At 35.5% G+C, this 20,666-nt stretch carries 22 protein-coding genes; all 22 read right to left on the reverse strand.

Annotated elements, in window-relative coordinates; translation table 11 throughout:
• Positions 1–221: 221 nt before the first annotated feature.
• Entirely contained in the window at positions 222–620 is a 399-nt protein-coding gene (locus DS742_RS25660) for a ribosomal maturation YjgA family protein (protein ID WP_117419777.1), read from the reverse strand.
• The gene (locus DS742_RS25665) at positions 580–930 is read right to left on the reverse strand and encodes an MmcQ/YjbR family DNA-binding protein (protein WP_117419778.1); all 351 of its coding nucleotides are present in this window, start codon (positions 928–930) and stop codon (positions 580–582) included. Before DS742_RS25665 ends, DS742_RS25660 begins: the two co-directional genes overlap by 41 nt.
• Before the next feature lie 313 nt (positions 931–1,243).
• Positions 1,244–1,711: a very short patch repair endonuclease gene (locus DS742_RS25670; protein WP_117419827.1), complete on the reverse strand. Its 468-nt coding sequence runs from the start codon at positions 1,709–1,711 to the stop codon at positions 1,244–1,246.
• A 14-nt stretch (positions 1,712–1,725) separates the two neighbouring features.
• A complete protein-coding gene (locus DS742_RS25675; protein ID WP_117419779.1) occupies positions 1,726–1,935 on the reverse strand; it encodes a helix-turn-helix domain-containing protein in 210 nt (69 codons plus the stop codon).
• 2 nt (positions 1,936–1,937) lie between these two features.
• Positions 1,938–2,693, reverse strand: coding sequence for an HNH endonuclease (locus DS742_RS25680; protein ID WP_117419780.1), 756 nt, complete (start codon positions 2,691–2,693; stop codon positions 1,938–1,940).
• A complete protein-coding gene (gene dcm / locus DS742_RS25685) occupies positions 2,690–3,946 on the reverse strand; it encodes a DNA (cytosine-5-)-methyltransferase (RefSeq protein WP_117419781.1) in 1,257 nt (418 codons plus the stop codon). Before dcm ends, DS742_RS25680 begins: the two co-directional genes overlap by 4 nt.
• 15 nt (positions 3,947–3,961) lie before the next feature.
• Positions 3,962–4,861: a PD-(D/E)XK motif protein gene (locus DS742_RS25690; protein ID WP_117419782.1), complete on the reverse strand. Its 900-nt coding sequence runs from the start codon at positions 4,859–4,861 to the stop codon at positions 3,962–3,964.
• A gap of 3 nt (positions 4,862–4,864) precedes the next feature.
• Complete coding sequence (locus DS742_RS25695; RefSeq protein ID WP_117419783.1) at positions 4,865–6,196, reverse strand: DNA cytosine methyltransferase; 1,332 nt, start codon at positions 6,194–6,196, stop codon at positions 4,865–4,867.
• Positions 6,196–6,918: a DUF6339 family protein gene (locus DS742_RS25700; RefSeq protein WP_117419784.1), complete on the reverse strand. Its 723-nt coding sequence runs from the start codon at positions 6,916–6,918 to the stop codon at positions 6,196–6,198. The genes DS742_RS25695 and DS742_RS25700 overlap by 1 nt, the downstream gene beginning before the upstream one ends.
• Positions 6,919–6,923: 5 nt before the next feature.
• Positions 6,924–7,862: a hypothetical protein gene (locus DS742_RS25705; protein WP_117419785.1), complete on the reverse strand. Its 939-nt coding sequence runs from the start codon at positions 7,860–7,862 to the stop codon at positions 6,924–6,926.
• Positions 7,862–9,949, reverse strand: a complete 2,088-nt coding sequence (locus tag DS742_RS25710; RefSeq protein ID WP_117419786.1) for a hypothetical protein — start codon at positions 9,947–9,949, stop codon at positions 7,862–7,864. The genes DS742_RS25705 and DS742_RS25710 overlap by 1 nt, the downstream gene beginning before the upstream one ends.
• A complete protein-coding gene (locus DS742_RS25715) occupies positions 9,939–12,761 on the reverse strand; it encodes a Z1 domain-containing protein (RefSeq protein WP_117419787.1) in 2,823 nt (940 codons plus the stop codon). The genes DS742_RS25710 and DS742_RS25715 overlap by 11 nt, the downstream gene beginning before the upstream one ends.
• 448 nt (positions 12,762–13,209) lie before the next feature.
• Positions 13,210–14,379, reverse strand: a complete 1,170-nt coding sequence (locus DS742_RS29080) for an HNH endonuclease domain-containing protein (RefSeq protein WP_170313595.1) — start codon at positions 14,377–14,379, stop codon at positions 13,210–13,212.
• Between the two features lie 52 nt (positions 14,380–14,431).
• On the reverse strand, positions 14,432–14,773 hold the full coding sequence (locus DS742_RS25725; protein ID WP_117419788.1) for a nucleotide pyrophosphohydrolase: 342 nt from the start codon (positions 14,771–14,773) through the stop codon (positions 14,432–14,434).
• 29 nt (positions 14,774–14,802) lie between these two features.
• Entirely contained in the window at positions 14,803–15,513 is a 711-nt protein-coding gene (locus DS742_RS25730; protein WP_170313596.1) for an MBL fold metallo-hydrolase, read from the reverse strand.
• A 10-nt stretch (positions 15,514–15,523) separates the two neighbouring features.
• Complete coding sequence (locus tag DS742_RS25735) at positions 15,524–15,796, reverse strand: HPr family phosphocarrier protein (RefSeq protein WP_117419790.1); 273 nt, start codon at positions 15,794–15,796, stop codon at positions 15,524–15,526.
• A gap of 559 nt (positions 15,797–16,355) precedes the next feature.
• Entirely contained in the window at positions 16,356–16,769 is a 414-nt protein-coding gene (locus DS742_RS25745; protein WP_117419792.1) for a P-loop NTPase family protein, read from the reverse strand.
• Positions 16,770–16,816: 47 nt separating this feature from the next.
• Entirely contained in the window at positions 16,817–17,752 is a 936-nt protein-coding gene (locus tag DS742_RS25750) for a hypothetical protein (RefSeq protein ID WP_147325882.1), read from the reverse strand.
• Positions 17,753–17,945: 193 nt separating this feature from the next.
• Positions 17,946–18,122, reverse strand: a complete 177-nt coding sequence (locus DS742_RS30075; protein ID WP_367575511.1) for a DUF6462 family protein — start codon at positions 18,120–18,122, stop codon at positions 17,946–17,948.
• Between the two features lie 594 nt (positions 18,123–18,716).
• Positions 18,717–19,949, reverse strand: coding sequence for a site-specific integrase (locus DS742_RS25755; RefSeq protein WP_117419794.1), 1,233 nt, complete (start codon positions 19,947–19,949; stop codon positions 18,717–18,719).
• 39 nt (positions 19,950–19,988) lie between these two features.
• A complete protein-coding gene (locus DS742_RS25760; RefSeq protein WP_242622791.1) occupies positions 19,989–20,153 on the reverse strand; it encodes a CopG family transcriptional regulator in 165 nt (54 codons plus the stop codon).
• Positions 20,154–20,252: 99 nt separating this feature from the next.
• Positions 20,253–20,531 carry a DUF6462 family protein gene (locus DS742_RS25765; RefSeq protein WP_242622789.1) on the reverse strand — a complete coding sequence of 93 codons (279 nt, stop codon included), beginning with the start codon at positions 20,529–20,531 and terminating at the stop codon, positions 20,253–20,255.
• Between the last annotated feature and the right edge of the window lie 135 nt (positions 20,532–20,666).

Here is a 20,666-nt window from a genome sequence, read left to right on the forward strand (position 1 = left end):
CGAATTTAATTATACGTCATCCGAAATGCCCTTGGCGGATCAAAGCTTGCCAAGGCAATTAACTATGCAATACAAAAATCCTGTGGCTTGAATAATTGAAAAGCGGAGGTTTTCATACCTCCGCTTTTTTCTATGATTTGATTTATTATATTATTCTTTCCAGTATAGGTTTCGTATAGACAGGCGACCTTATGTTGTATCTAACCTGGTATTCAGTCGTTTTAAAGTATACTTCTACTTTTTTTCCTCTCGAATACCTCAAGCAAAATACACCCTACACCGTAACAAGCTATATCCTTTATATCAAACACCGAACCTAATACGATTCGTAAAAACCTGTTATTTTCCAACCCAAGTACATATACTAATTTGAAATATTGCAACACCTCTACTCCTGCTGCAAATAAGAATACATACAATGGTAGTAATCTGCATTTTTCTGGTACAAAGATCCTCGTAAAGCTATACACTAAAATTACTACCAACATATCTCCTACATATGGCCGTATAAAAGAATCATGTACATATAACGCAATTATCACTTCTATAAGCAGGAGCAATACAAATGCAATCCCATACTTAATTCTTAACTGATTTCTTTTTGTCTTTTGTAAGCTCATAACTCTCTCCAATCATTCTGATAATATCTTTATCTGGAATTGTCCCATCGAGAATTATGGAATTCCAATGTTCTTTATTCTGATGATATGCCGGTATTACAGAAGTAAATGTGCTCCTCCAGAAATCTCTCCACTCCGGGTCGCATTTAACGTTTATCCAGATATTGCCTTCCCTCTCATAGATCCAGGCAAATGCTTTCTTATTGGTTTTATGGCGAATTAAAGTCCAGTTACTATCGTGAAAGGGATAATCCTCATAGACTTCTTTTAATTTCATACATAAAGTTATTACTTCTGAGCGTTCTTTCAAAATTATCACCTTCTTTAAACAATTATGGAAATAGCAATCTATATAGACATACGAATTTTATCTACTAAAGTTATATCCGCAGGTAACCAGCCCACTGAATTCTTCTCATGCGTCGTCAATCATCTTGTATTCTCATGCTCTTTTAAAACCAGAATTCAAGGGTGGCTGTTTTTAAAATCGTTATTTTCGTCCATTACCTACCTCGCAAATGCTTCTTGCTATTCCATCTCAGAGTCTTTGACATTCAAGGGTATTGTTCTATTATTCCACTAACCCATTGTGTTTGATTATTAACTTGTCTCGATTCCAGTATTTAGGTCTTTATTTTATTATCTTCATAAGAACATGTTCCTTCAAGAACAATCTCTGCAATACTTTCTTCAACAGCGCGTATACACTCATCTGTGTGTTTCTTAATATCTGTACCCCAAAAACGAAGAACTGTCCAGCCAAGAATCAAAAGTGCTTTATTTACTTCGTCATCTCTCTTCATGTTACGTTCTATCTTTTTAATCCAGAAGCTACCATTATCGCTTTTGAGAAGTTTCACTCTTAGTTCATCCCAGTCTTTACCATGAAAAAATTCACCGTCGCAAAAAATTGCAATTTTATATTTAGTCAGTGCAATATCCGGTTTTCCTGGTAAGGCGGCATAATTCTTACGATAACGAATTCCTTTTTTCCATAAAGATTTACGCAAAAGTACTTCTATAACCGTATCCTTTGCTTTTATGTGCTGCATATTCTTTCTTCTCTGCTCTTTAGTAAGAACATCAGACATATCCATCACCTCAGTCAAACAATTTCACCATCATCAAAGACAAAACTTCTTTCAAATGTTACTCCTACAGCATCTGCAATACTTTCCAATTCAGATACCGTAAAACTACCTCTTTTTAGTTTTGCATTAAAATTCTGTGGTGTAGTTCCCAGACGTCTTGCTAATCCAGCAAGACTAATATTCTTCCTGACACACAGTACTTTTACCTGCTCTGATATTGTCATAATCACTTGTCCTCCTTGCCATGTGTCAAATGGAAATCCAATATCAATCCGTCTCTTTTATCATTAGAATAAACATACTCTAATTTATCATAATCAAAAACTGGATTTAATTTATGAATGAGTGTGTGATGGTTAGGACATAAAATCAATAAGTTATCTGATGAATTATCTATACATGAAGAAAAATACTTAATGTGATGAGCCTCTGCGATATATGTATCATATTCATATCCAATATTCCTACCACAAATTTGACATCTGTATGCATACAACCTCTTCAGCATTTCAATCTTACGTCTTGAATAAATACGTTGCTGAATTTCTTTCATTTTTGTATTTAAGGATGCTGAATCATCTTGAAAGTTGAGATAAGCCTCTACTTCATACTCAGTAAGATCTTCTTTAACCTTTGATAATTCAATTTTGTCCTCTTTTTCAAAAGCACCAGACAACACTGTTTTAACCAATTCGGTCATTTTCTCAAAATTCATACCATTCCATTGCCGAAACATCTCCATCACCTGAACAGTTGGCTTCCTATTTTGGTATCCTGCCCTTCCATTCTCAAAAAACACATCAAACTCATCACGCCTTCGCCTAATGTACGAATTAGGTATAACATTAAAACCAGTAATTCTCTTAGATATATCATCCATGGCTTCAGTCCATGTCCCAAAATATCCCAATTCTTTATATGCTTGTTCATTAAATTTTGAAAGATAAAACGCTATAATCGATTTTTTTTGATTAATTGTCACTCTCTCTCACCTAATATATCCCTATTAATGTCAATAATTTGTCTGAATATAGCTTCCAGTACATCTACAACAATACTATTTCCTGCCAGCTTAATCAGCTTCTCTGTAGAATACAATTTTCTATTTTTTGTTACCTGTGGATTATCATAAATTACTCTTTCATAATCACTTTCGTCAAATCCCATTAGTTTAAAACATTCTCTGGGAGTTAAGTATCTCCATTTTGCTTTATTTCTGGCATAGTTGTGGTAAGTAATCAATCCTGAATTTGGATTTCTGTCCTGTTTTGTAGTGACAGTGTTTACGTAAATTTCATTTATGGTTTTCCCATCAAAAAGCATATCATTATCTCTCAGTATTTCTTTTCTTGAATTAGTATCATTCGGCTTACTTGCATCCGCTTCCGCTTTGTATTGTGGATTCGAATAATCAAGGCACAATATATCTTTCAGCATCAACTTTCTCTGTCTTAACCTATCCACCTCATCACCTTCAAGATTATGTTCAGTAAAATACTGGTGAACTGCTGCTTCTATATACTCATCGCCTCCACATAATACACTGATCATATATGCTCTTTCACGTTTTTGAGGAATACCAAAATTTTTAGAATTCAACCGATAAATCTTATTGTAATAACCAAGATTCTGTAGGGTTTCTTTCCATTCTCCAAAATCCTTTTCATGTGGTTTAGAAAGAATATTTGTAACATTCTCCATCACTAAAAACCTTGGCAGTCCTCTCCCATGTTCACTCATTTCAATCAAAATTCTTTCAACTTCCCACAGCATTCCGGAACGGTTATCGGCATCTCTTGCTATTCCACTCTTATTTCCATGCCAGCATCCGCATAATGACAAATCTTGGCACGGAAAAGAATATGTAAATAAATCAATATTTTCAGGTATGTCTTTACCTTTCACATCTGTTATGCTCACCAGATTATTTGTTTCTTTAATTGCTACATATATCCTTCTCTTTAAATCCATTGGTAATCGTTTAAATGTTTTTTCATTAATTGGTTTTTTACCATCTGCACTTAAGGTCAAATTTTTTAATGTATCAATAATATCAGTATCACTTATCATCGAATATTTATCTATGTCAATCTTTCCTTTATGTATCATACAATAAGCCAAAATTGCATTTATATCCCAATCGGCAGTATTAATAATATTATACTCCGCGCCAATTCTTTCTAATGCCTTTGCTTGGCTTCCTATACCGCTAAAGGTTTCTATTACTCTAAACATTCATGTCTCCTTGGATTACCATACAGTATATTCCAAGCCATCTAAATCAATTGTGTATGTAATTTGAATTACTGACTCTGGTATATGGTCATTCTTAAATGAGGATTTAGTTATCTTTGGAAACTTATCATCAACCTCATATTTTCTCTTTTCTAAAACTTTGTATTTTTCTTCTCTTACACTTGAACCATACTCATAACCCAACTGATATAATTGCTGTTCAATTTTTTCTTTATCGTATCCATCTGATACTAGTTTGTCTTTCATATCATTTATGGACACACCAATCTTTGATTGTTCCAGTCTACAAAAGTATAGCTGTAATCGTTTCAAGCTTTGTAACTGATGTTGTCCTGCAATTGTTATTGTAGCTCCATATCTCTTAATAGTTGATTTTACTTCATAGCTATCCTGATTGCCTTCAATGTCATGACTACCCGCGTGTACCGCTGACCATTCTATTGTATTATCATGAATATATAGTTCATCAAGTACAATCATTTCTGCAATAACACTATATGGTTTTCGTTGAAAAATAGCGTTTCCCAATAATTCGCGCCACTGTTTCCACCATGCTAAGGGATCAGCCAATAAATTTTTTCTATCTATCCCATTTATTCCTGGTTCGATAAACTGAGCACATACAGTTGCAAATTCATACCGCAGACTATCCAGCGCACATCTTAAAATCAAATACTTCTTTTCTTTTCCACCAATTGCAAGTTTTTGTGTATATAGGTTACTATTTGCAAATTTCTCTGATATATCTCTTTCATCATCAAATACAATTGCAACACCATATCCTTCATTGCTCCTTATTACCATAGCCGGATATTCCGATGTAAGTGACTTAATATCCCTGGCACCGTTTTGTGTTGAAGCAAAACATTCTCTGATTTCTTCAAGTATCCCCATTTTTTAGTCCTCCCTGAATGCGCTGAAAACAGTCTTCGCTACTCCCAGAGAAAGTAACGGTGGAACTGCATTTCCTATTTGTTTATAGGCATCTCCCATGGAGCAGTTAAAAAAGAAATCATCAGGAAAAGACTGAATTCTTGCTGCCTCTCTTACAGTAATTCCTCTCGGTTCCCATGGATGAATATGGCTGTATGTATCTTTTGCCAGATGAGCCACTAATGTATGCGAAAGTTTTGTTTCATCTAAACGTCTCCACTTGTTTTCAAATTTTTCTCTGTCATACTGTGGAACCATTTTATTATATAACTTTAAATATTCTTCACTATTTTTTTCATATCCAAAAACTTTTGCCTCTTTAGAAAATAACTCATTCGCAATTTTTGAGGCTGCAATATAATTATCGCCTTGTTTCATTCTTGAAAATATAGGAAAATCACGAGTATTCTTTCTAAATGCATTCGCTGTGACACCATAATTTTCTTTGCCATACCATGTTCTCATAATTTTCTGAAACTCATTATTTGCTTTTGATTTATATGGATATTCAATATTTAATGATACGAGCTTATATTTCGAATCAGCTGTAGGAAAAATTACTGGCAAATCTGAAAATGCTTCAACTATTGTTGTCCATGGCAAACCTGCTTTATTTCCATCAACCGGTGATTTAAAATATGTAAACTGCTTATATCCTTCAAATCTCTTTTGATGTTGAGTCAGTTCATCCCCATTATTCTTATTTGTAGGTATAGGAAGAGATACTTCTTTTTTTTCATTCTCTTTAATTGCTATCACGAACACTCTTTCTCTGACTTGTGGGACCCCAAAATCTGCAGAATTTAATATTGTCCAAAAAGCATTATATCCCTTCTCTGAAAGTTCTTTACACACAATTTCAGGTATATTCAAACCACCAAAATTAGTAGATTCTGGTACATTTTCCATGACTACAGCTCTTGCATCCATCGCAAATACGAATCTCAGAAAGTCCTGATACAAAAATCCTCTTAAATCCTTTGTATTAATCCGGTCTTCTCCAAGTGATCTCAACTTTCCCCTGCCGGCCATTGAATATGCCTGGCAGGGAGGGCCTCCAATAATAATACAACCTTCATCTCCAATTTTCTCTTTGAAAATATCTCCTTCTATCTCGGTTATATCTCCACAGATATGTGTCTCTTCTTTTCCATATCTCCAAGCTAAATTATAGGATATTGTTTTGCATGCTTCTGGCATCAGTTCTATACCTGCGACAATATCAAAACCCGCTTTTTCAAAACCCAGAGCCAATCCACCACAGCCTGAAAACAAATCTATAACTTTCGGCAACATCAGACACGTACCCCCGCATCCATAAACAATGCACGAACATATTCTTTTTCGCCACCTAAATATAACGCTGGATCAACTACCATTACCTTTGCGGTATTTAGTCTCATAACTACACGAAACAAATCATCCTGCTGACTTTTTGTTTTCTTATTAAAATCCTCCAATACAGGTTGTGGAATATGACTAAAATAATACATGATATATCTGTAAACACTTATAAAAGTCCCCTTACGTCCTGTTCGCTCTTCCAGATTTAATATACTGTCAGTTGAAAAACAAGGTGCTTCCAAGACCTTTGCCGTTGTTATCATGTCTCCCTGCCAAGACAGATGCACATACCACCATATTGTTCTAAGCCAGATACGGGCAGGCTTACTCCAGTAGTGACTTTCATTATCTTTACCCCATCTTTCTGCCACTACATCTGGCACAACTTTAACAGAAAGATATCTCCAAAAATCATCATTTGCCGCAGCTCGCAGATTAAATCCAGGCTGATGCCACAAATAATCGTATAATAATATTCCAATATGTACGTCAATATAATAATCCTTTTTTGAAAGCTCCTGTGGGCATTCTGCTCGCACTAGGCTATTAAATGACTGTATATCGTCACGTATTCTTAAATATTCTCCTTCAATCACTGGCATTGATGGATAATTCACAATCCATTCCTTCATTGCATTTTGTGACTCAGAGCGATTTAGTGTTTTTATAATCATTTTATCTACGTCCTTTGGTCAAAAAATTTTCTAATTGACAGCGACATTCCTTCTGGACTTGACACATCCCATTCGAGAGAATTAATAAAATAATAAATTGCCTCAGAAACACTTCCTCGTTGCAGTTCTTCACCAATTGTAGTTGCATCCCAGTAATTATTCTGTTCTTTCAATTTTGTAATAATTAAAATTAATGCACTCGACATAATTTCTTTTAGAAGATGGTCATTGTATGTTCTTTTAGTTTTATCCAGATATTTATAATTTTTATGCGCTGTGTTTATATTAATTGAAACACTTTCGGAGAACTGGTCATAAGTTGGATCATCCCACTCACATTTAACATACCATAACGGCTGTCCAGGTTCATTTATTTCATACATTGGAAATACCGAACCATCTCCATCCAGCTTAATAATAAATTTATCCAACTCTCCAAGAAGGCAACCATAGTCATTTGCAAGATGTCCCTCATCCCATAATGGCGTTCCTGCACTCTTCAGATAAATAACGGTTGAAAACTCAACTGCACCTCTTAACTGTGCCTTTGCAAACTCTCTGTTAAGTAAAAACTCCAGATCTCTGGAGGAATTTTCTATATCGCCAATTGGAATTACACCTCTTTGCTTAGAGTCTGATGATGTCCACACAAGAGCAAGTCCAAGTATTGCATTTTTACAAGCTATGCCTTTCTCTCCAAACAGACACTGATATGTCCTGATAGAATATCTTCGCCTTAAGCACAGACTATAATCATCTGGCGACCAAATACCTTCATCATCAATAACTTTATGTACTGTAACACTGCTTTCAATTTCTTCTGCACGTAAAATATATTCCTGATCATTCCTTATGTAATATAATTCATATGGAGAAGTCTGATATCTCAATTTCCCAAGCAACTCATCGTTAATTACTGGAAATAATGAAAAATTAGCTGCCATTATCGCTCTCCTTCATTCTTTTCCACAATAAATAGTGGCCTTAAATCTTTTCTGTTTAATTTCAGTTCCACAGATATTTCAATTTCTATTGAATGTTCGTTCTCCATTTCAATATGTAGTCCACAGATGGTACTGCTTTCTGTTTTCTCCAGTTCACAATTTATATCATTGAATTTATACTCGTTTAATTCACAATTAAGATGGTACTCTATATGCGTATCCTCACCATCTAATTTACCAATACTCACATCACAGCTTTTAATTTCAAATGGCATATGTAATCCCATTCTGTTTTCCCAGTCTTTGGCACTAATTGCTCCGGTTTCAGAGTCTATAGCCAGTCTGATTCCGGTTTCAGTTATTTTCCCTCTGGATTTTATCTGCAACTTAACCACCATACCTGATGAAGTATACATTGTTTTAGTAGCATCATATCCAAACATAACATTTCTATGCTTTTCAAACTGTTGTCCACCACCGGTTGTTTTACCTGCTCCAACACTTGGTTTTTTACCAAAATTTTCAGGAGGTAACAATAAATCCCCAAACATTTTTCCTAATCCAGAATTTAACTTGCTTGTATTATCTTCTTCCTCTACTGAAAATTCTTTAGAAATTTTGTTATTTACCTGTCCTTGGACTTTAGAAATGATTCTTGGGTTGAAATTTCCCATAGTGAAATCTCCCCATGAAGTATGGTCAGCCATTTCACTTTTTCTAACGTATTCTTCTAAACTGTAATATGTGTCTATTTTAGATAGTCTATTATCGGAGTTCAATACAAAGATTGCCAGTATAAATTCATCCTTATTGGTTGGACAGATACCCTCCACCCATCCGCCTACATCTTCATACGAAACGATCATTCCTGGTTTACGTGTAAAAAATACAACGGGTTTATTTTTCTCTTTGTCTCTGATTTCACAATTAAAATACATATAGGGTTCTGGCTTATTGTCTGGAAAGCCTGTCTTTAATAATGTCCTCGGAATTTTTGTATAAGCAATAGTCCCTGCTTTTGTAGTATCAAGAACATTTCTCAGGCTGATATCTTCTACATTATATACAACTGATGAATCTAACAGAATATCGCCTGTTGTTTCAACACCAATTGCTTTGTTATATAATGCATGAACTACTTGAAATGCAGGCTCCATTTCATCAGTTGAAATTCCGTGATCATTGACTTTTGCTGTTAAAAACTTTCCATAAGGATAATTAAGATTGTTCAGCCTTGGAGCGTACCATCGCTGTACCGCCACCTTTAGATAATCCTCAATATTACTTCTCCAAAAAGGTTGAATTATATTGTCTTCACCGTCTCTGTATTCAATCTGATTATTTTCTAGTAAAATCTCTTCATTAATATATGGAATAATAATAGTAGTTCCTGTAAGATTATCTGTATAGGGTTCAATACCAAATATGTTCAGAACTTTTGCAATATAGTCATCATCAGTAATTGGTCTGGTTTTATTTTCACCAATTTCTTCTCCCCACCATGCAATCCCTCTCTTTGATTTTTCACTCAGCACAGGTATCAGCGAATCCATTTCTAATTCATTTTCAACCAATGATGCTGCAAGTCTTGATTCATAATCACCCTGTTCATTTATTATCCTGCTATAATAAATGACCAAACCTATACCCACTCGAAAATAAACAGTTTTCCCAAGCCCCCATGATCCACCTGCCCCTTCCGCTTCCTGTGGTTTGCTTATTTCATATATTAGTTTAAGTAAGTTTCCATATTGATTGTCCGTAACATCTTCGTAATGAAGTTTACCCGTTAATCCCACTGTATTGGAATCTTTTATTGCAACATATTTATATGAATCCTTCCAGAACTTTTTGTTTAACGCATCTGTAATTCCGTCAAGCTCTGCATTTAATAAAGCTTTTCCAAATTCACCTGTCAGAAACTCTACCATAACGTTTGGATCCGACTCATTTTTTGCATCCAAGCTGTTTTGTATTGATTCTCTGACCAATAGATCTAATATTGGCATATTGTTATTCTGAATTAATTTAAGCAAAGAGCTACCAGATTGTGTCATTCTGCCAGGTTCAGCAATTTCAATCTTCATGTGTATCCTCCAAATCACCCTCATCATTAAAAATATCATTATTCATGTGTATAGACACAGTTGCAGTATAATCAGTTCCTCTTCTGCCGCCTGGTATATTAAGACATATACCTACAATATCTTCAACCGCTCTTAAATCTTCTCTCGTTTTAGAAGTACCTTGTACTTTTGAATCTTTATCAATCATATACATGATCAATTGGGGCGTTGCATCCAAGCCCGCAAGGCTTCGGATTTCTCTTGCATAAAGAGATTTGAATTTTTTCACCTTACTAATTACTTCTTCTGACTGATTTTCCAAATCTACATCTGCTATAACATCCTTGGGATCGCTTAATACTCCAATATTTAGTACATTATCGGATTCATTCATGGAATGTTTTTTTGTACGACTTACCTTGTTTATAGCTCCTCCTGGAGAATTCCATACAGAATTCTTATCACTTACTTTTCCAGCCAGAACAATATTCCAATTTTCGAGCTTCCCATCCTGAGTTATTTTCTCTATCCAGTTAATTAAGCTGTTTATATCGTCAAAGACACTTAGTCTTTGATGGAATCTATAATCTGTTAGCAATTTTTTTACTTTAGAAAAATCAACATTTCGCCAGATAATTGTATTCCCTGCATGGTCATTACAAGGCTTTATTGATTCCGAATTCCCCAATTCCGAAATAAACTCATTTGCAACATTAATATTATGTAAAAGAATTTCCCGATCATTATCAAATTTATGTGTTTGGTTAAATGAACCACTAAAATCCATGTCTGTTGACTGCGCTGTCTGCATTCTATTTTTGGCAGTTATTCTTATAAAACTAAGTTTCGGCGAATTCTTAACTTTCGGTCCATAAACAGCAGGGCTTTTTCCCAAGGTATCCATTTCATGAATTTCATCTCTTAACTCCTGATCCAATGTCGCAAGAAATTTAAACTGATCATTTGTTTTAGATGTAATCCATAATCTTGGCAATAACTCATATCCCTTTCTATAGCCAAACCATCTACCCATCTGCATCAGAGTATCTGCCTGACTAACAGACCGCAGGAAAAATGTACTTATCAGACCTTCTATTGTAAGACCTCTTGATAAAGTAGCACCTCCCACAATAATAAATGCTGGTGCTGGAGATGGCATATTTGCTGATGATGGATATGCCAGCCTTACATGCATGCCTTCATCATTCACACCATTATTTTTACAGTTATCTACACATAAATGCAAACCTTCATGATAGTTAAGTTCATTTTCTTCATCAAGCGGAATATTTGATATATCTTTACTCAACAAAATAGCTAGTTGTTCTTTGATCTCTGAAAAATCCGGATATTTTTTTATTTCATCATCTTTTCTATCATATTGTGGATACTGTTCTCTGAACTTATTAAATGTAAACACTTTGGTCTCATACTCCCAAATTTCTTTACATTTTTCAACTAAAAAAATTGGGTCTTTACTGGTAATCCAGTCTTTTACAGCTTCTGAAATATTTTGATGATGATCTGTTTTCTGGCTTGTATGAATAAGCATACTAATTGGTTTCTTATATCCCCATATTCTCATGCATGAAACTCCACATAAAAACCAGCAGATAGAATGTTGTAGTGCTAATGGAACATATGGAGAGCCTTCTTCATGGATAAACTTAATTGCCTGCAAATCCTCATCACTTATAATCCGTACAATATCTAATCCTTCAAATGTAGTCTCTCCACCTTCAAGTCCAAAAATTTGTTGTGGTCCAAAGTATTCTTTTGATACACTAAGCGTCGAAATGAAACTTCTTGGATAAAGAGAATCTGTCCCCGCTTCATTTAAAATATTGGCGTATGGTGTAGCAGTGTATCCAATATAATTCATAGCCTTATACTTATTTGAGATTTCCTGTGACTTTTCGTTTCTTCCATTCACAAGATCTCTTATTAACCGATTTATTGTTCTGATTGTGGCACTATTAACATCCGCAGTGTTTATTCCCGCCTGATCTGCTTCATCATCTATTACAAGAATTTTCATCTGTTTTTGTTTATTTGCGTCTGACTGCAACCATTGGATAAGCTTTTTCAACCTTCCTGGATTTTTCAGACAAACTGTAAAATAACGCTGCTTTGAACTCTCTTCAAAATGAAGACTTTGAACTCTTTGGCTAATGTCAGTTTGCTTTGAAAGATGTTCCAAGGGTCTCCAATGCAAATTACTACCGCCTTGGTTTAAATCCTGAAAAAGTCTTGTTTGGGTCTGCTGTCTTAAATTTTCAATTGTCCCGGACAAAACTATAAACATATTCCAGCCCCAGTCAGCAGCCATTGCCATTAGTGCAGCCATATTTGCTGTTTTTCCAGACTGAACATTACCAATAACAAGGCCTTTGACAGGAAGCATGGTTGTTGTATCGTTACTCAGTCGTTTAAGAATTTTCAATGTAGCTCTTTCCATTTCTCCTACAACTTCATCTTTGAACCCATTTTGTATTAGACTCTTTCTATATAGTTGCCACGCTGATTGTGTATCTCCAGGTATCGAAACATCATTATCTTCCCCTTCTTCCATAATCATGGCTTGACCACTTAAATAATCAATTTCTTTTGTTTGCTCTTCGGCATCTTTCTGAAGTTGTACAAGTGCTTTCCAGTCAACGCAATCAATTTCTTTCCAAAAATTCAGCTTAGTCTGCTGCATCAGGAAATCTTTAAGGCCTACATCATCTCCTCTTGCAGCAAACATTATTAAGTCCCAGCTCATATTTCGAGTTCTGGCATTCATTATCCAGCCTCTATGTTGATCATACTCTGGCAATCCGTAATTAGACATTTTCCCCTCCACCAATACATTTAAAATTCAGTTCGACTTTTGTGTCATTTTTTGTCACAAATATAAAATTATTATAAAACCACAATTTTATATCGTCAACTTTTATTTATACGTATTTGCAATATACTTTTTTAAAATAATGTGTATTTCACATTTTGGGGACTAAGCTTTGCTTTCTCTTTGATAAGGAAGTTTAAGTTAGCCTTCTATCATTGTAAAATTAAATACATCTTATTACTTTGCAAAAAGAGCATCCAAGTTCTTGGCTTGAATGCTCTATGTAACATAAAATAATTTAAAAATCATAAACTTACAAAAGATATCATTCCATCCTCAGAAATAACTACATCGAAACTTTTACCATGGGTATTTATATAATTAATCTAGGATTATATCACCCATTCCTAATTTCAGCCAATTTTTCTTTTGTCATGTGCCCATTCCCCTTTTACCAAATTTGGTACCCTTGTCTTCTTGCCGAATCATAGACCGGCTGCATGTTTTTCTCAAGAATATGATAAAATTCCTCTTTTGAATTTCCCTTTCTATATAGCTCCTGATTAGCCCATATGGAATGCAAATTATCCCGAAAGCAAGACTCGTACTTTTTTCTAATAACTGGCTTTCTTTCATCATGAATTATACCATACAAAATATACTGGTTACTTGCAAATCGTGCAAAAAACGGATCCCACTTTGGAAGCTTATTACTTTTCGATGAATTTAAAGCGGAATCTATAGGCATTAAATTCCATAATTCATCGTTCATTACGAAGGACCAAGGAATAAAATGATCCACATCGTAACTTCCCTTTACTATTGGTGAATTCTTAAAGACATCCACGATAGGTTTCTCATCCAAAACTGCTTGCCAAAGTTTCCTTACGCTATTAAGTCTGCGCATTTTTTCATCCATTGGTGCCAACTTGTATATAAGTCCTGGGACTTCAGGATTATTATTCTGAAGCCACTTTACCTTTTCATACTGAATCCAGCCAAGAATCGATACGGTATTGTCCTGAATCATCTTGATCCATGATTCATTAAAATAGACTTCTTTCTTAAGTTTACTTCCTGTTCCAAGTGTATAGGGCAGTAATGATATTTGATTGACACGTTCGATATAAGAAACCATTCTTTGAGTGCTACCCCAATCTGCTCTTTCATTACATTTATCAAAAAATCCTGAAAGCGCTCGATACGGAACCATATGAGTTAACTGATCTTTATAAAGTGCTAATTCTTTATCATGCTGTTTTATTTTATTCTTAATTTCTATCTTGGAAGCATTTCCTGGAAGCTGGCTTAAATCCTGAAGCGTAAGAACAGCTCTTTCCAACCCATCTTTTATCCGGCCTTCAATCACACCGCTTAGATGTATATGAAATTCTAAAACCGTATACCACGCATTTGCAATCATCTCATCAATAATATCGTTGAAACTGGTCTCTTTTAAACCTTCTGAAATTAAATGAACGATTGCCTCAAGCCAATAGAACTTATAGCAGTATGACGGGTTTTTCATCATAAGAGAGAATGCTTCTATATCAAGACTGTTATAATACTTACCATCAATATTTAAATGATATCCGATTTTTTCATAATCAAATTGAGGCATTTATCCTCATCCCCCTTGTCTTACGTAAACAGGTGCAAATCGTTTTTCTGAATCATCTCTGTTTCAGCTGATCATATTTTTCCTTACTGCCCTTCGCTAATTCTACTGGATACTTTTCATTGTTTCTTTTAATCTTCGCCTGTACAATCTCATCTATATCTAGACCGCACGCATCTGCCATAAGCACGCAGTAATTTATTACATCAGCTAATTCTTCTCTTATCTTGTCCATCTTCTCTGTGCAATTCACATCCTCAGCACTCCACTGAAAAACTTCCAATAGTTCAGCCGCTTCCAGAGAAATTGATATGGCTAAATCTTTCGGATTATGAAATTGTCTCCAGTTACGATCATCACGAAATTGCAATATCTTATTTATTGTTTCTTGTGTCATTCATATTCCCTCTTACTTTATCCTGTTTTTTAAAAGAACCGGTGCAAAAAGTTCAAAATGTTTTCTTTCCTAACCGGCTCACTATGACCCACCACTGCTAACTCAAAGTCAATCATACATAATTCCTCATATAATTGTTTTGTTTTTTCCAAATCTCTGTAATGATTTTGATAAAAGTCATCATTATAAATATCTCCTAAAAAAATCACTCTTTCCTCTGGAATGAAAACAGCTACGGAATCATCACTATGAGCAGAGGGAAGGTGCATGCATTCGCATGTAATGCTACCGCAGTCCAATACCATTTTTTGCTCAAAGGTTATCAGTGCTGGAACTACCTTTATTTCTTTTAATTTTGGATACTCTGCCCGGATGTGCTCATCAGCAAACGAAATTTCTTCGCCGGATATCAACCGCTCCTTCATTTTGGAATCAGTAAATTCCCAGGAAGACATTCTGAGCAATTCCTGGTTGGTCTTTGTATGTGCAATTGTTTCCGCATCAACGGCATGCATCCCATATGTATGATCCCAATGCCAGTGTGTTATAATACAATATTTCGGCTTTTTTAAGCCTTGCTGCGTTAGAAAAAAATTATAATCTTTCACATGATTCGCCGAATTCCCTGCATCAACCATTACTGAACACCGATCCCCATTGATATAACCTAAAACAGGGCGATCGCTGTTGGAATCGCATTCCGTATAATATATATTTTTTGTTAACTGATTCAATCTCATAAAATGTCTCCTATTCTCCAAAGCCGCTGTCCGCAAAATTTGCGATGGACAAAATTGCTTCTTTTTCATCCTCGCCCTGGGCTTCAAATGTCAGTTTGTCCCCCATGATTGCGTTCATATCCATTACTGAGAGTACATTCTTTGCATTATATTTCCTGGTGAGGTCTTCATTTTTATAGACTGTAATTTCACTTATAAATCCCATAACGAGCTTTGACAGCAAACTAGCCGGACTTGCATGTAATCCATATGGGTTTGGTACGGTCACGATAACGATTTCCATGGTATTCCTCCCCTTCTAATACAATAATAGCGGCATTTAGATAATCATCAATCTCTTTAAGGAAAGTATAGTTTGTAATGTTGGTTCTGTAAAGTAAAAAGCGGGCGAATATGATCATTATCTTTAGATGACAGCTTTTAGAACACAGATTTTCATTAAATAGAGCCATGCATCTGGCACGGCCCTGTTCAAATAATATTTATATCTGCATGATCTTATGCACCATACTGCATCTTTTCTTGTCATGGGCTAAACCAATGTACAGAACTTCTCCTGATAATCCTGCATAATATTGATTATCCATTATCTGTTGTAATTTCTCTTCACTAAGCCGCTCCAAATCTTCTCCCTGTTTAAACTCAATAATTACATGACTATGAACAGGCATCAATACCTGATATTTCGGCGATTAATACTTGAATTTATGACATCACTTCATCATTAGGAATTTTTACCACCGCCGTATTGGAATCAATCCGTTTCAGGGCAGTCAGATAGCCCGAGTTCACCAGTAGTCCCCACTAACTATAATTACTATCTCGTTCTATTTACGAAGTTTCTAACGTAAGCCATACAGATATTTCTTTTCGTGAAGCAATTGATCAAAGTCTTCCCAAAATCGCTTATCTGCTGTCCGTAGTGCTTGTTTCACTAATAAGTTAGAGGATGTATTAATCCAATAGTTATCCAATGAACCTATATCAGCATAATTTAAAACAGACCATGGATTGTATATTTCAACTCCTCCAAACCGGTAACCAACATACTTCATACGTACATTTTCGTCCAAAATCAAGCCATAATCAGTTAAAAGTTTTTCTGTCTCCCCAACAGTAAGGCCAAAATAAGATGCATATTGTTTGTGCATCACCGTATACACTCTGGCATTGTTAAATTGAGAGAATATACTTTCCTTAGCAACTCTCTGTACTCCCGTAATAAGAGCCTGACCAAGTGATGAATTTCCCTTCATTACACTCCCATAAAGATTGGCAAAAAATGGGCCCAGCTTACGTTCTATTAAGAATTTTCACAGTCCTTGATAAACCTATTGTTTCTATACTTAATTACCTTTTGTAAATTGATGATGTAATTTTTCATTTCATTTTCACTTAACTCAGAAAATAAGTACTCACGTTCTATATATCTGCTCTCTTGAGAATACATACACTGTATGTTAGTTTTAAAAATATCTGCATCATCATAATTCAGTTCTTTTGTTATACCATCAAACTCTATACAGAAAAAATCCCGTGAAAACATACACTCTAAATGCTCACTTTTAATCCACTCTACCAATTTTTCATTGTTATCTTGAAAATATATAGAAAGTTTTCCACCTTTAAAGCACTGCCATAATGTTAAATCAAGTTTATCTTCCGTTAAACGAAATCTATCATTATTCATCAATCTCTTACCATATGAATTTGTTTTATCTGGTAACAGAAAAAGATTTCCCCGAGTCCAATATTCTTTAGCTTGGTAATCAAACATTTCCATTGTTCTTTTTATTATTTCTTTATCTTTTATGTTTAGTAAATTACTTATAACCTTAAAATTTTTAGAATATCTTCCCTCCTTATTCTTACGTACACCGTCAAGCTTTACATCTTTGATTCTAATCATCGTACTAAACAGTATCCAAAAAGAAAAAGTAACATCTGCACACTTAGCATACATAATATTCTTATTCTCTAAAGTTTTCTTTTCAATTTCAAAAAACAAAGCATCTCCGTCGCTTTTTTCTCTTGGCAAACTACTATTAATAACATCAAAAATACAATAATAATTAAGTAACTTTTCCACTGGTGTCATTTCATTTGATAGTAATTGCTTTTTTTGAAATTCTATACCATTAATATTATCTAATTCCTCTGATAAATTCTTATAGATTTCATCTAGTGCTTGATCTAATTTCATATTATCTCCAAAATCAGTATTTAAAAATCCTGCCAAAAATTATTACTTCTTCGATAAAAATAGCGCTCCAATTAAAGCCAGAGCGCATTATAATGAGCGTGTTGAGAATTGAACCCTTTACTGCTGTTAAAAGTGCTCCTATTATAATGCTCATATATACAAGTTTATGATACTACAAAGTCTAAAAATTCACAATATGAAATAACACCCTAACCCTCCAGATTCAATCCTAATCCTCCCTAAATGCATCTATATATATATCAATAATCTTCGTATCAAACAGTAAAATTCTTCTTATATAAATCACCGCATGTGCTTCCTCTGCCATGTTACGGAAAGTATTAACTCCAACATAATATCTTTTGTCTCCTATTGCAATAAGCACAGATCTTTTATATCTAATCATTTCTGGTTAATGCTATCTGGTAACACTTCTTTTTTCTTCATCTGTTCTATCCCTTCTGATGCTTTGAATTGTATGTTGATAGGTCCAAGAGGTAATGCTTTCGTGTGAACATATTAAACAATCATTCGCAGACACTTTAAGTCTTGCCCTGTGCTCATAGTAATACAAAAAGGACACTTCTCTACCCATTATCTGGGCTTTGAAATGTCCTAATATTTTTACCACACACTATTTCTCGCATGTTTGTGATTTTATATGATTGTTGCTGTATTCATAGAATTTTATGTCAGTTTTCATATCCTTTATATAGATCCATTATGCTCCATTGAAGCTTAGTTGTAAACAAGAATACTAATCGCGTACATTGTACTAATTTGTATCGAATTTCTTCTTATCTATCAAGCGATTTCATCGTAGGGACGACTGCTCACTATACTGTCGTTACCCTGCATCATCCTGCAGTCCCAACATGTTATCAAGCTTCTCACTTGCCGTTACACTGCACCATACTGCACCTTACATTGGAATATCTGTGGCACAGATGTGGCACTCGGCAAATTTTTGTGGTACTTGGGAGTCCATCAAGGACTCTTCCTAAATGACATCATGATCATTTAACTGATCAAATATATCCTTCTTTTTGCTCTCCGATACTTCGGCGTAGATGTCCAGAGTTGTCTGAATATCCTTATGCCCCATAACGGATTGTATTACCTTAACATTGGTTTCATTCTCACAAAGCCTCGTACAGAACGTATGCCTTGTGATGTGGCAGCTGAAATCCGGTATGATCACCGGCTCTCTGCCTTCTTTCTTTGCATCCACTATTTCCTTTGCGTTATGATCCGATACTATGCGCTTAATTACCTTATTCACGCCAGCCGGATTGAGCAGCCCGCCAAAACGATTACAAAAGATGAAGTTCTTCATTCCTCCAAGCTCTACAACGCAATGATAGCCGTACTTTTCCTGGTTCTCTTTTTCAAGCTCCAGAGCTTCCTTGACCTTCTTGAGCATCGGAATAGTTCTGATACCCGCCTCTGTCTTTGGAAGTGCAAGCTCATATTCACACTTGTAGTTCTTGTCAGATCTCGGATAATAGGTAATATCGTGGTCAATGGTTATAATCCCATTATCCATATCGGCATCATCCCAACGCAGACCGATAACCTCTCCTATACGGCATCCAGTACCGAACATCACGGTAAACAGTGGCTTCCATTTCAGATTCTTCTGAAGATTAAGACAATCAAGGAATGCCCTTTCTTCCTCTATTGTGAGTGCATGTCTTACCCCGGTCTCGCCGTCCCACTTCTTATTTACCTCAGCCATTGCTCCATCCGCAGGATTATTACGAATGACATTATCCCTGACTGCGAGCTGGAAGGTGGGACGTAGCACCGTATGAACAGAATCCACCGTGCTTACGGATAATCCCTTGCCAAGCAAAGCATTGTAAAACAGCACCACATCAGAATACCTGACACTTGAAAGTTTCTTCTTTCCGAATCCCTTTCTTACGTAGCGGTCATAGGTATACAGGTAATTGGTTCGTGTCGAACTACGAAGTTCAGTCTTAGTAGCTATGTAGCGGTCAAATGCGAAGTTCACATCTGCTTTGCCCTGGACATACATATCAAGTCCATCAAGCTGATCCCGCTGAAGCTGCTTTTCCTTCTCCCTAAGTTCCCCTAAGTCCTTGGAGTAGATACATCTCCTTTTTCCAAGGGGATCCGTATAGGAGTATCGGTAAAGCTTCTTCTCCTTCTTGTAGTCCTCGCCCTTGTGTAGTACCTTGCCCTTAGTGTCTTTCCGTATTTTTGCCATAGTTCATCCCTTTCTATTCAGGAAAGAGATTTTGCAAAATTACTTGTGCTTGGTTTCAAACAGTAGCCTGACACCTTCACGTATGGTTTCTGTTATGGTCTGGTCGTTTTGGTCTGCACGCTGCTTTAACTGCTCAAATTCTTCATCGGTAAAGCGGATGGATATTTTACTTGACTTAGGCTTTTCTGCCTTCGGTCTTCCCATCTTTGCCAAATCAGCGTACCTCCCTTCAACCATCCTCATTATACTTTTTGTCCTACAACATGTCAAGGTTTTTGTCCTGCAAAATCTCCTAACCGAATCTTATGAATTGTTGAGTTTTATGTACTCTTCAACCTTTTCAAGATCCACAAGCGCTATCTTATCAACATGTACAACCGCATCGGAATTGTTTGCCAGATCAGTAAACTTCCTCTCGCTCATGCTATACAGTTCTGCGCCTTCTTTATACCTAACATATTTCTTTGTTGAGTATCTTTGCGTCCGCAGGAGAACAATAGAAAAGACATCACTCGGCACATAAAAGACCATATCGTTATAGATGCACTTAACGAGGCTCTCTTCATCTTTCTCTTTCGCCATAGGCTTATGCTCCTCTCGCTATAATAATTCATGGCTAATCAGCCAATAAAGGCGCACTTATCCCCTAAACCATATTTCTTAACCGCAAATGCGCTTTTATTGACCGATAAACCTTTTTCTTAAAAAAATACTTTG

Origin of the sequence: Lacrimispora amygdalina, from assembly GCF_003432035.1 — a bacterium.
GTDB classification, from domain to species: domain Bacteria; phylum Bacillota; class Clostridia; order Lachnospirales; family Lachnospiraceae; genus Lacrimispora; species Lacrimispora amygdalina.

Excerpts from the sequence above, each read along its gene's own strand:
- DS742_RS25765 (WP_242622789.1), bottom strand. The coding sequence starts at position 20,531 with ATGGCGAAAGAGAAAGATGAAGAGAGCCTCGTTAAGTGCATCTATAAC.
- DS742_RS25760 (WP_242622791.1), bottom strand. The coding sequence starts at position 20,153 with ATGGGAAGACCGAAGGCAGAAAAGCCTAAGTCAAGTAAAATATCCATC.
- DS742_RS25660 (WP_117419777.1), bottom strand. The coding sequence starts at position 620 with ATGAGCTTACAAAAGACAAAAAGAAATCAGTTAAGAATTAAGTATGGG.
- dcm (WP_117419781.1), bottom strand. The coding sequence starts at position 3,946 with ATGTTTAGAGTAATAGAAACCTTTAGCGGTATAGGAAGCCAAGCAAAG.
- DS742_RS25710 (WP_117419786.1), bottom strand. The coding sequence starts at position 9,949 with ATGAAGATTGAAATTGCTGAACCTGGCAGAATGACACAATCTGGTAGC.
- DS742_RS25705 (WP_117419785.1), bottom strand. The coding sequence starts at position 7,862 with ATGGCAGCTAATTTTTCATTATTTCCAGTAATTAACGATGAGTTGCTT.
- DS742_RS29080 (WP_170313595.1), bottom strand. The coding sequence starts at position 14,379 with ATGCCTCAATTTGATTATGAAAAAATCGGATATCATTTAAATATTGAT.
- DS742_RS25755 (WP_117419794.1), bottom strand. The coding sequence starts at position 19,949 with ATGGCAAAAATACGGAAAGACACTAAGGGCAAGGTACTACACAAGGGC.
- DS742_RS25735 (WP_117419790.1), bottom strand. The coding sequence starts at position 15,796 with ATGGAAATCGTTATCGTGACCGTACCAAACCCATATGGATTACATGCA.
- DS742_RS25690 (WP_117419782.1), bottom strand. The coding sequence starts at position 4,861 with ATGGGGATACTTGAAGAAATCAGAGAATGTTTTGCTTCAACACAAAAC.
- DS742_RS25715 (WP_117419787.1), bottom strand. The coding sequence starts at position 12,761 with ATGTCTAATTACGGATTGCCAGAGTATGATCAACATAGAGGCTGGATA.
- DS742_RS25725 (WP_117419788.1), bottom strand. The coding sequence starts at position 14,773 with ATGACACAAGAAACAATAAATAAGATATTGCAATTTCGTGATGATCGT.
- DS742_RS25670 (WP_117419827.1), bottom strand. The coding sequence starts at position 1,711 with ATGTCTGATGTTCTTACTAAAGAGCAGAGAAGAAAGAATATGCAGCAC.
- DS742_RS25675 (WP_117419779.1), bottom strand. The coding sequence starts at position 1,935 with ATGACAATATCAGAGCAGGTAAAAGTACTGTGTGTCAGGAAGAATATT.
- DS742_RS25695 (WP_117419783.1), bottom strand. The coding sequence starts at position 6,196 with ATGTTGCCGAAAGTTATAGATTTGTTTTCAGGCTGTGGTGGATTGGCT.
- DS742_RS30075 (WP_367575511.1), bottom strand. The coding sequence starts at position 18,122 with ATGATTAGATATAAAAGATCTGTGCTTATTGCAATAGGAGACAAAAGA.
- DS742_RS25700 (WP_117419784.1), bottom strand. The coding sequence starts at position 6,918 with ATGATTATAAAAACACTAAATCGCTCTGAGTCACAAAATGCAATGAAG.
- DS742_RS25730 (WP_170313596.1), bottom strand. The coding sequence starts at position 15,513 with ATGAGATTGAATCAGTTAACAAAAAATATATATTATACGGAATGCGAT.
- DS742_RS25745 (WP_117419792.1), bottom strand. The coding sequence starts at position 16,769 with ATGAAGGGAAATTCATCACTTGGTCAGGCTCTTATTACGGGAGTACAG.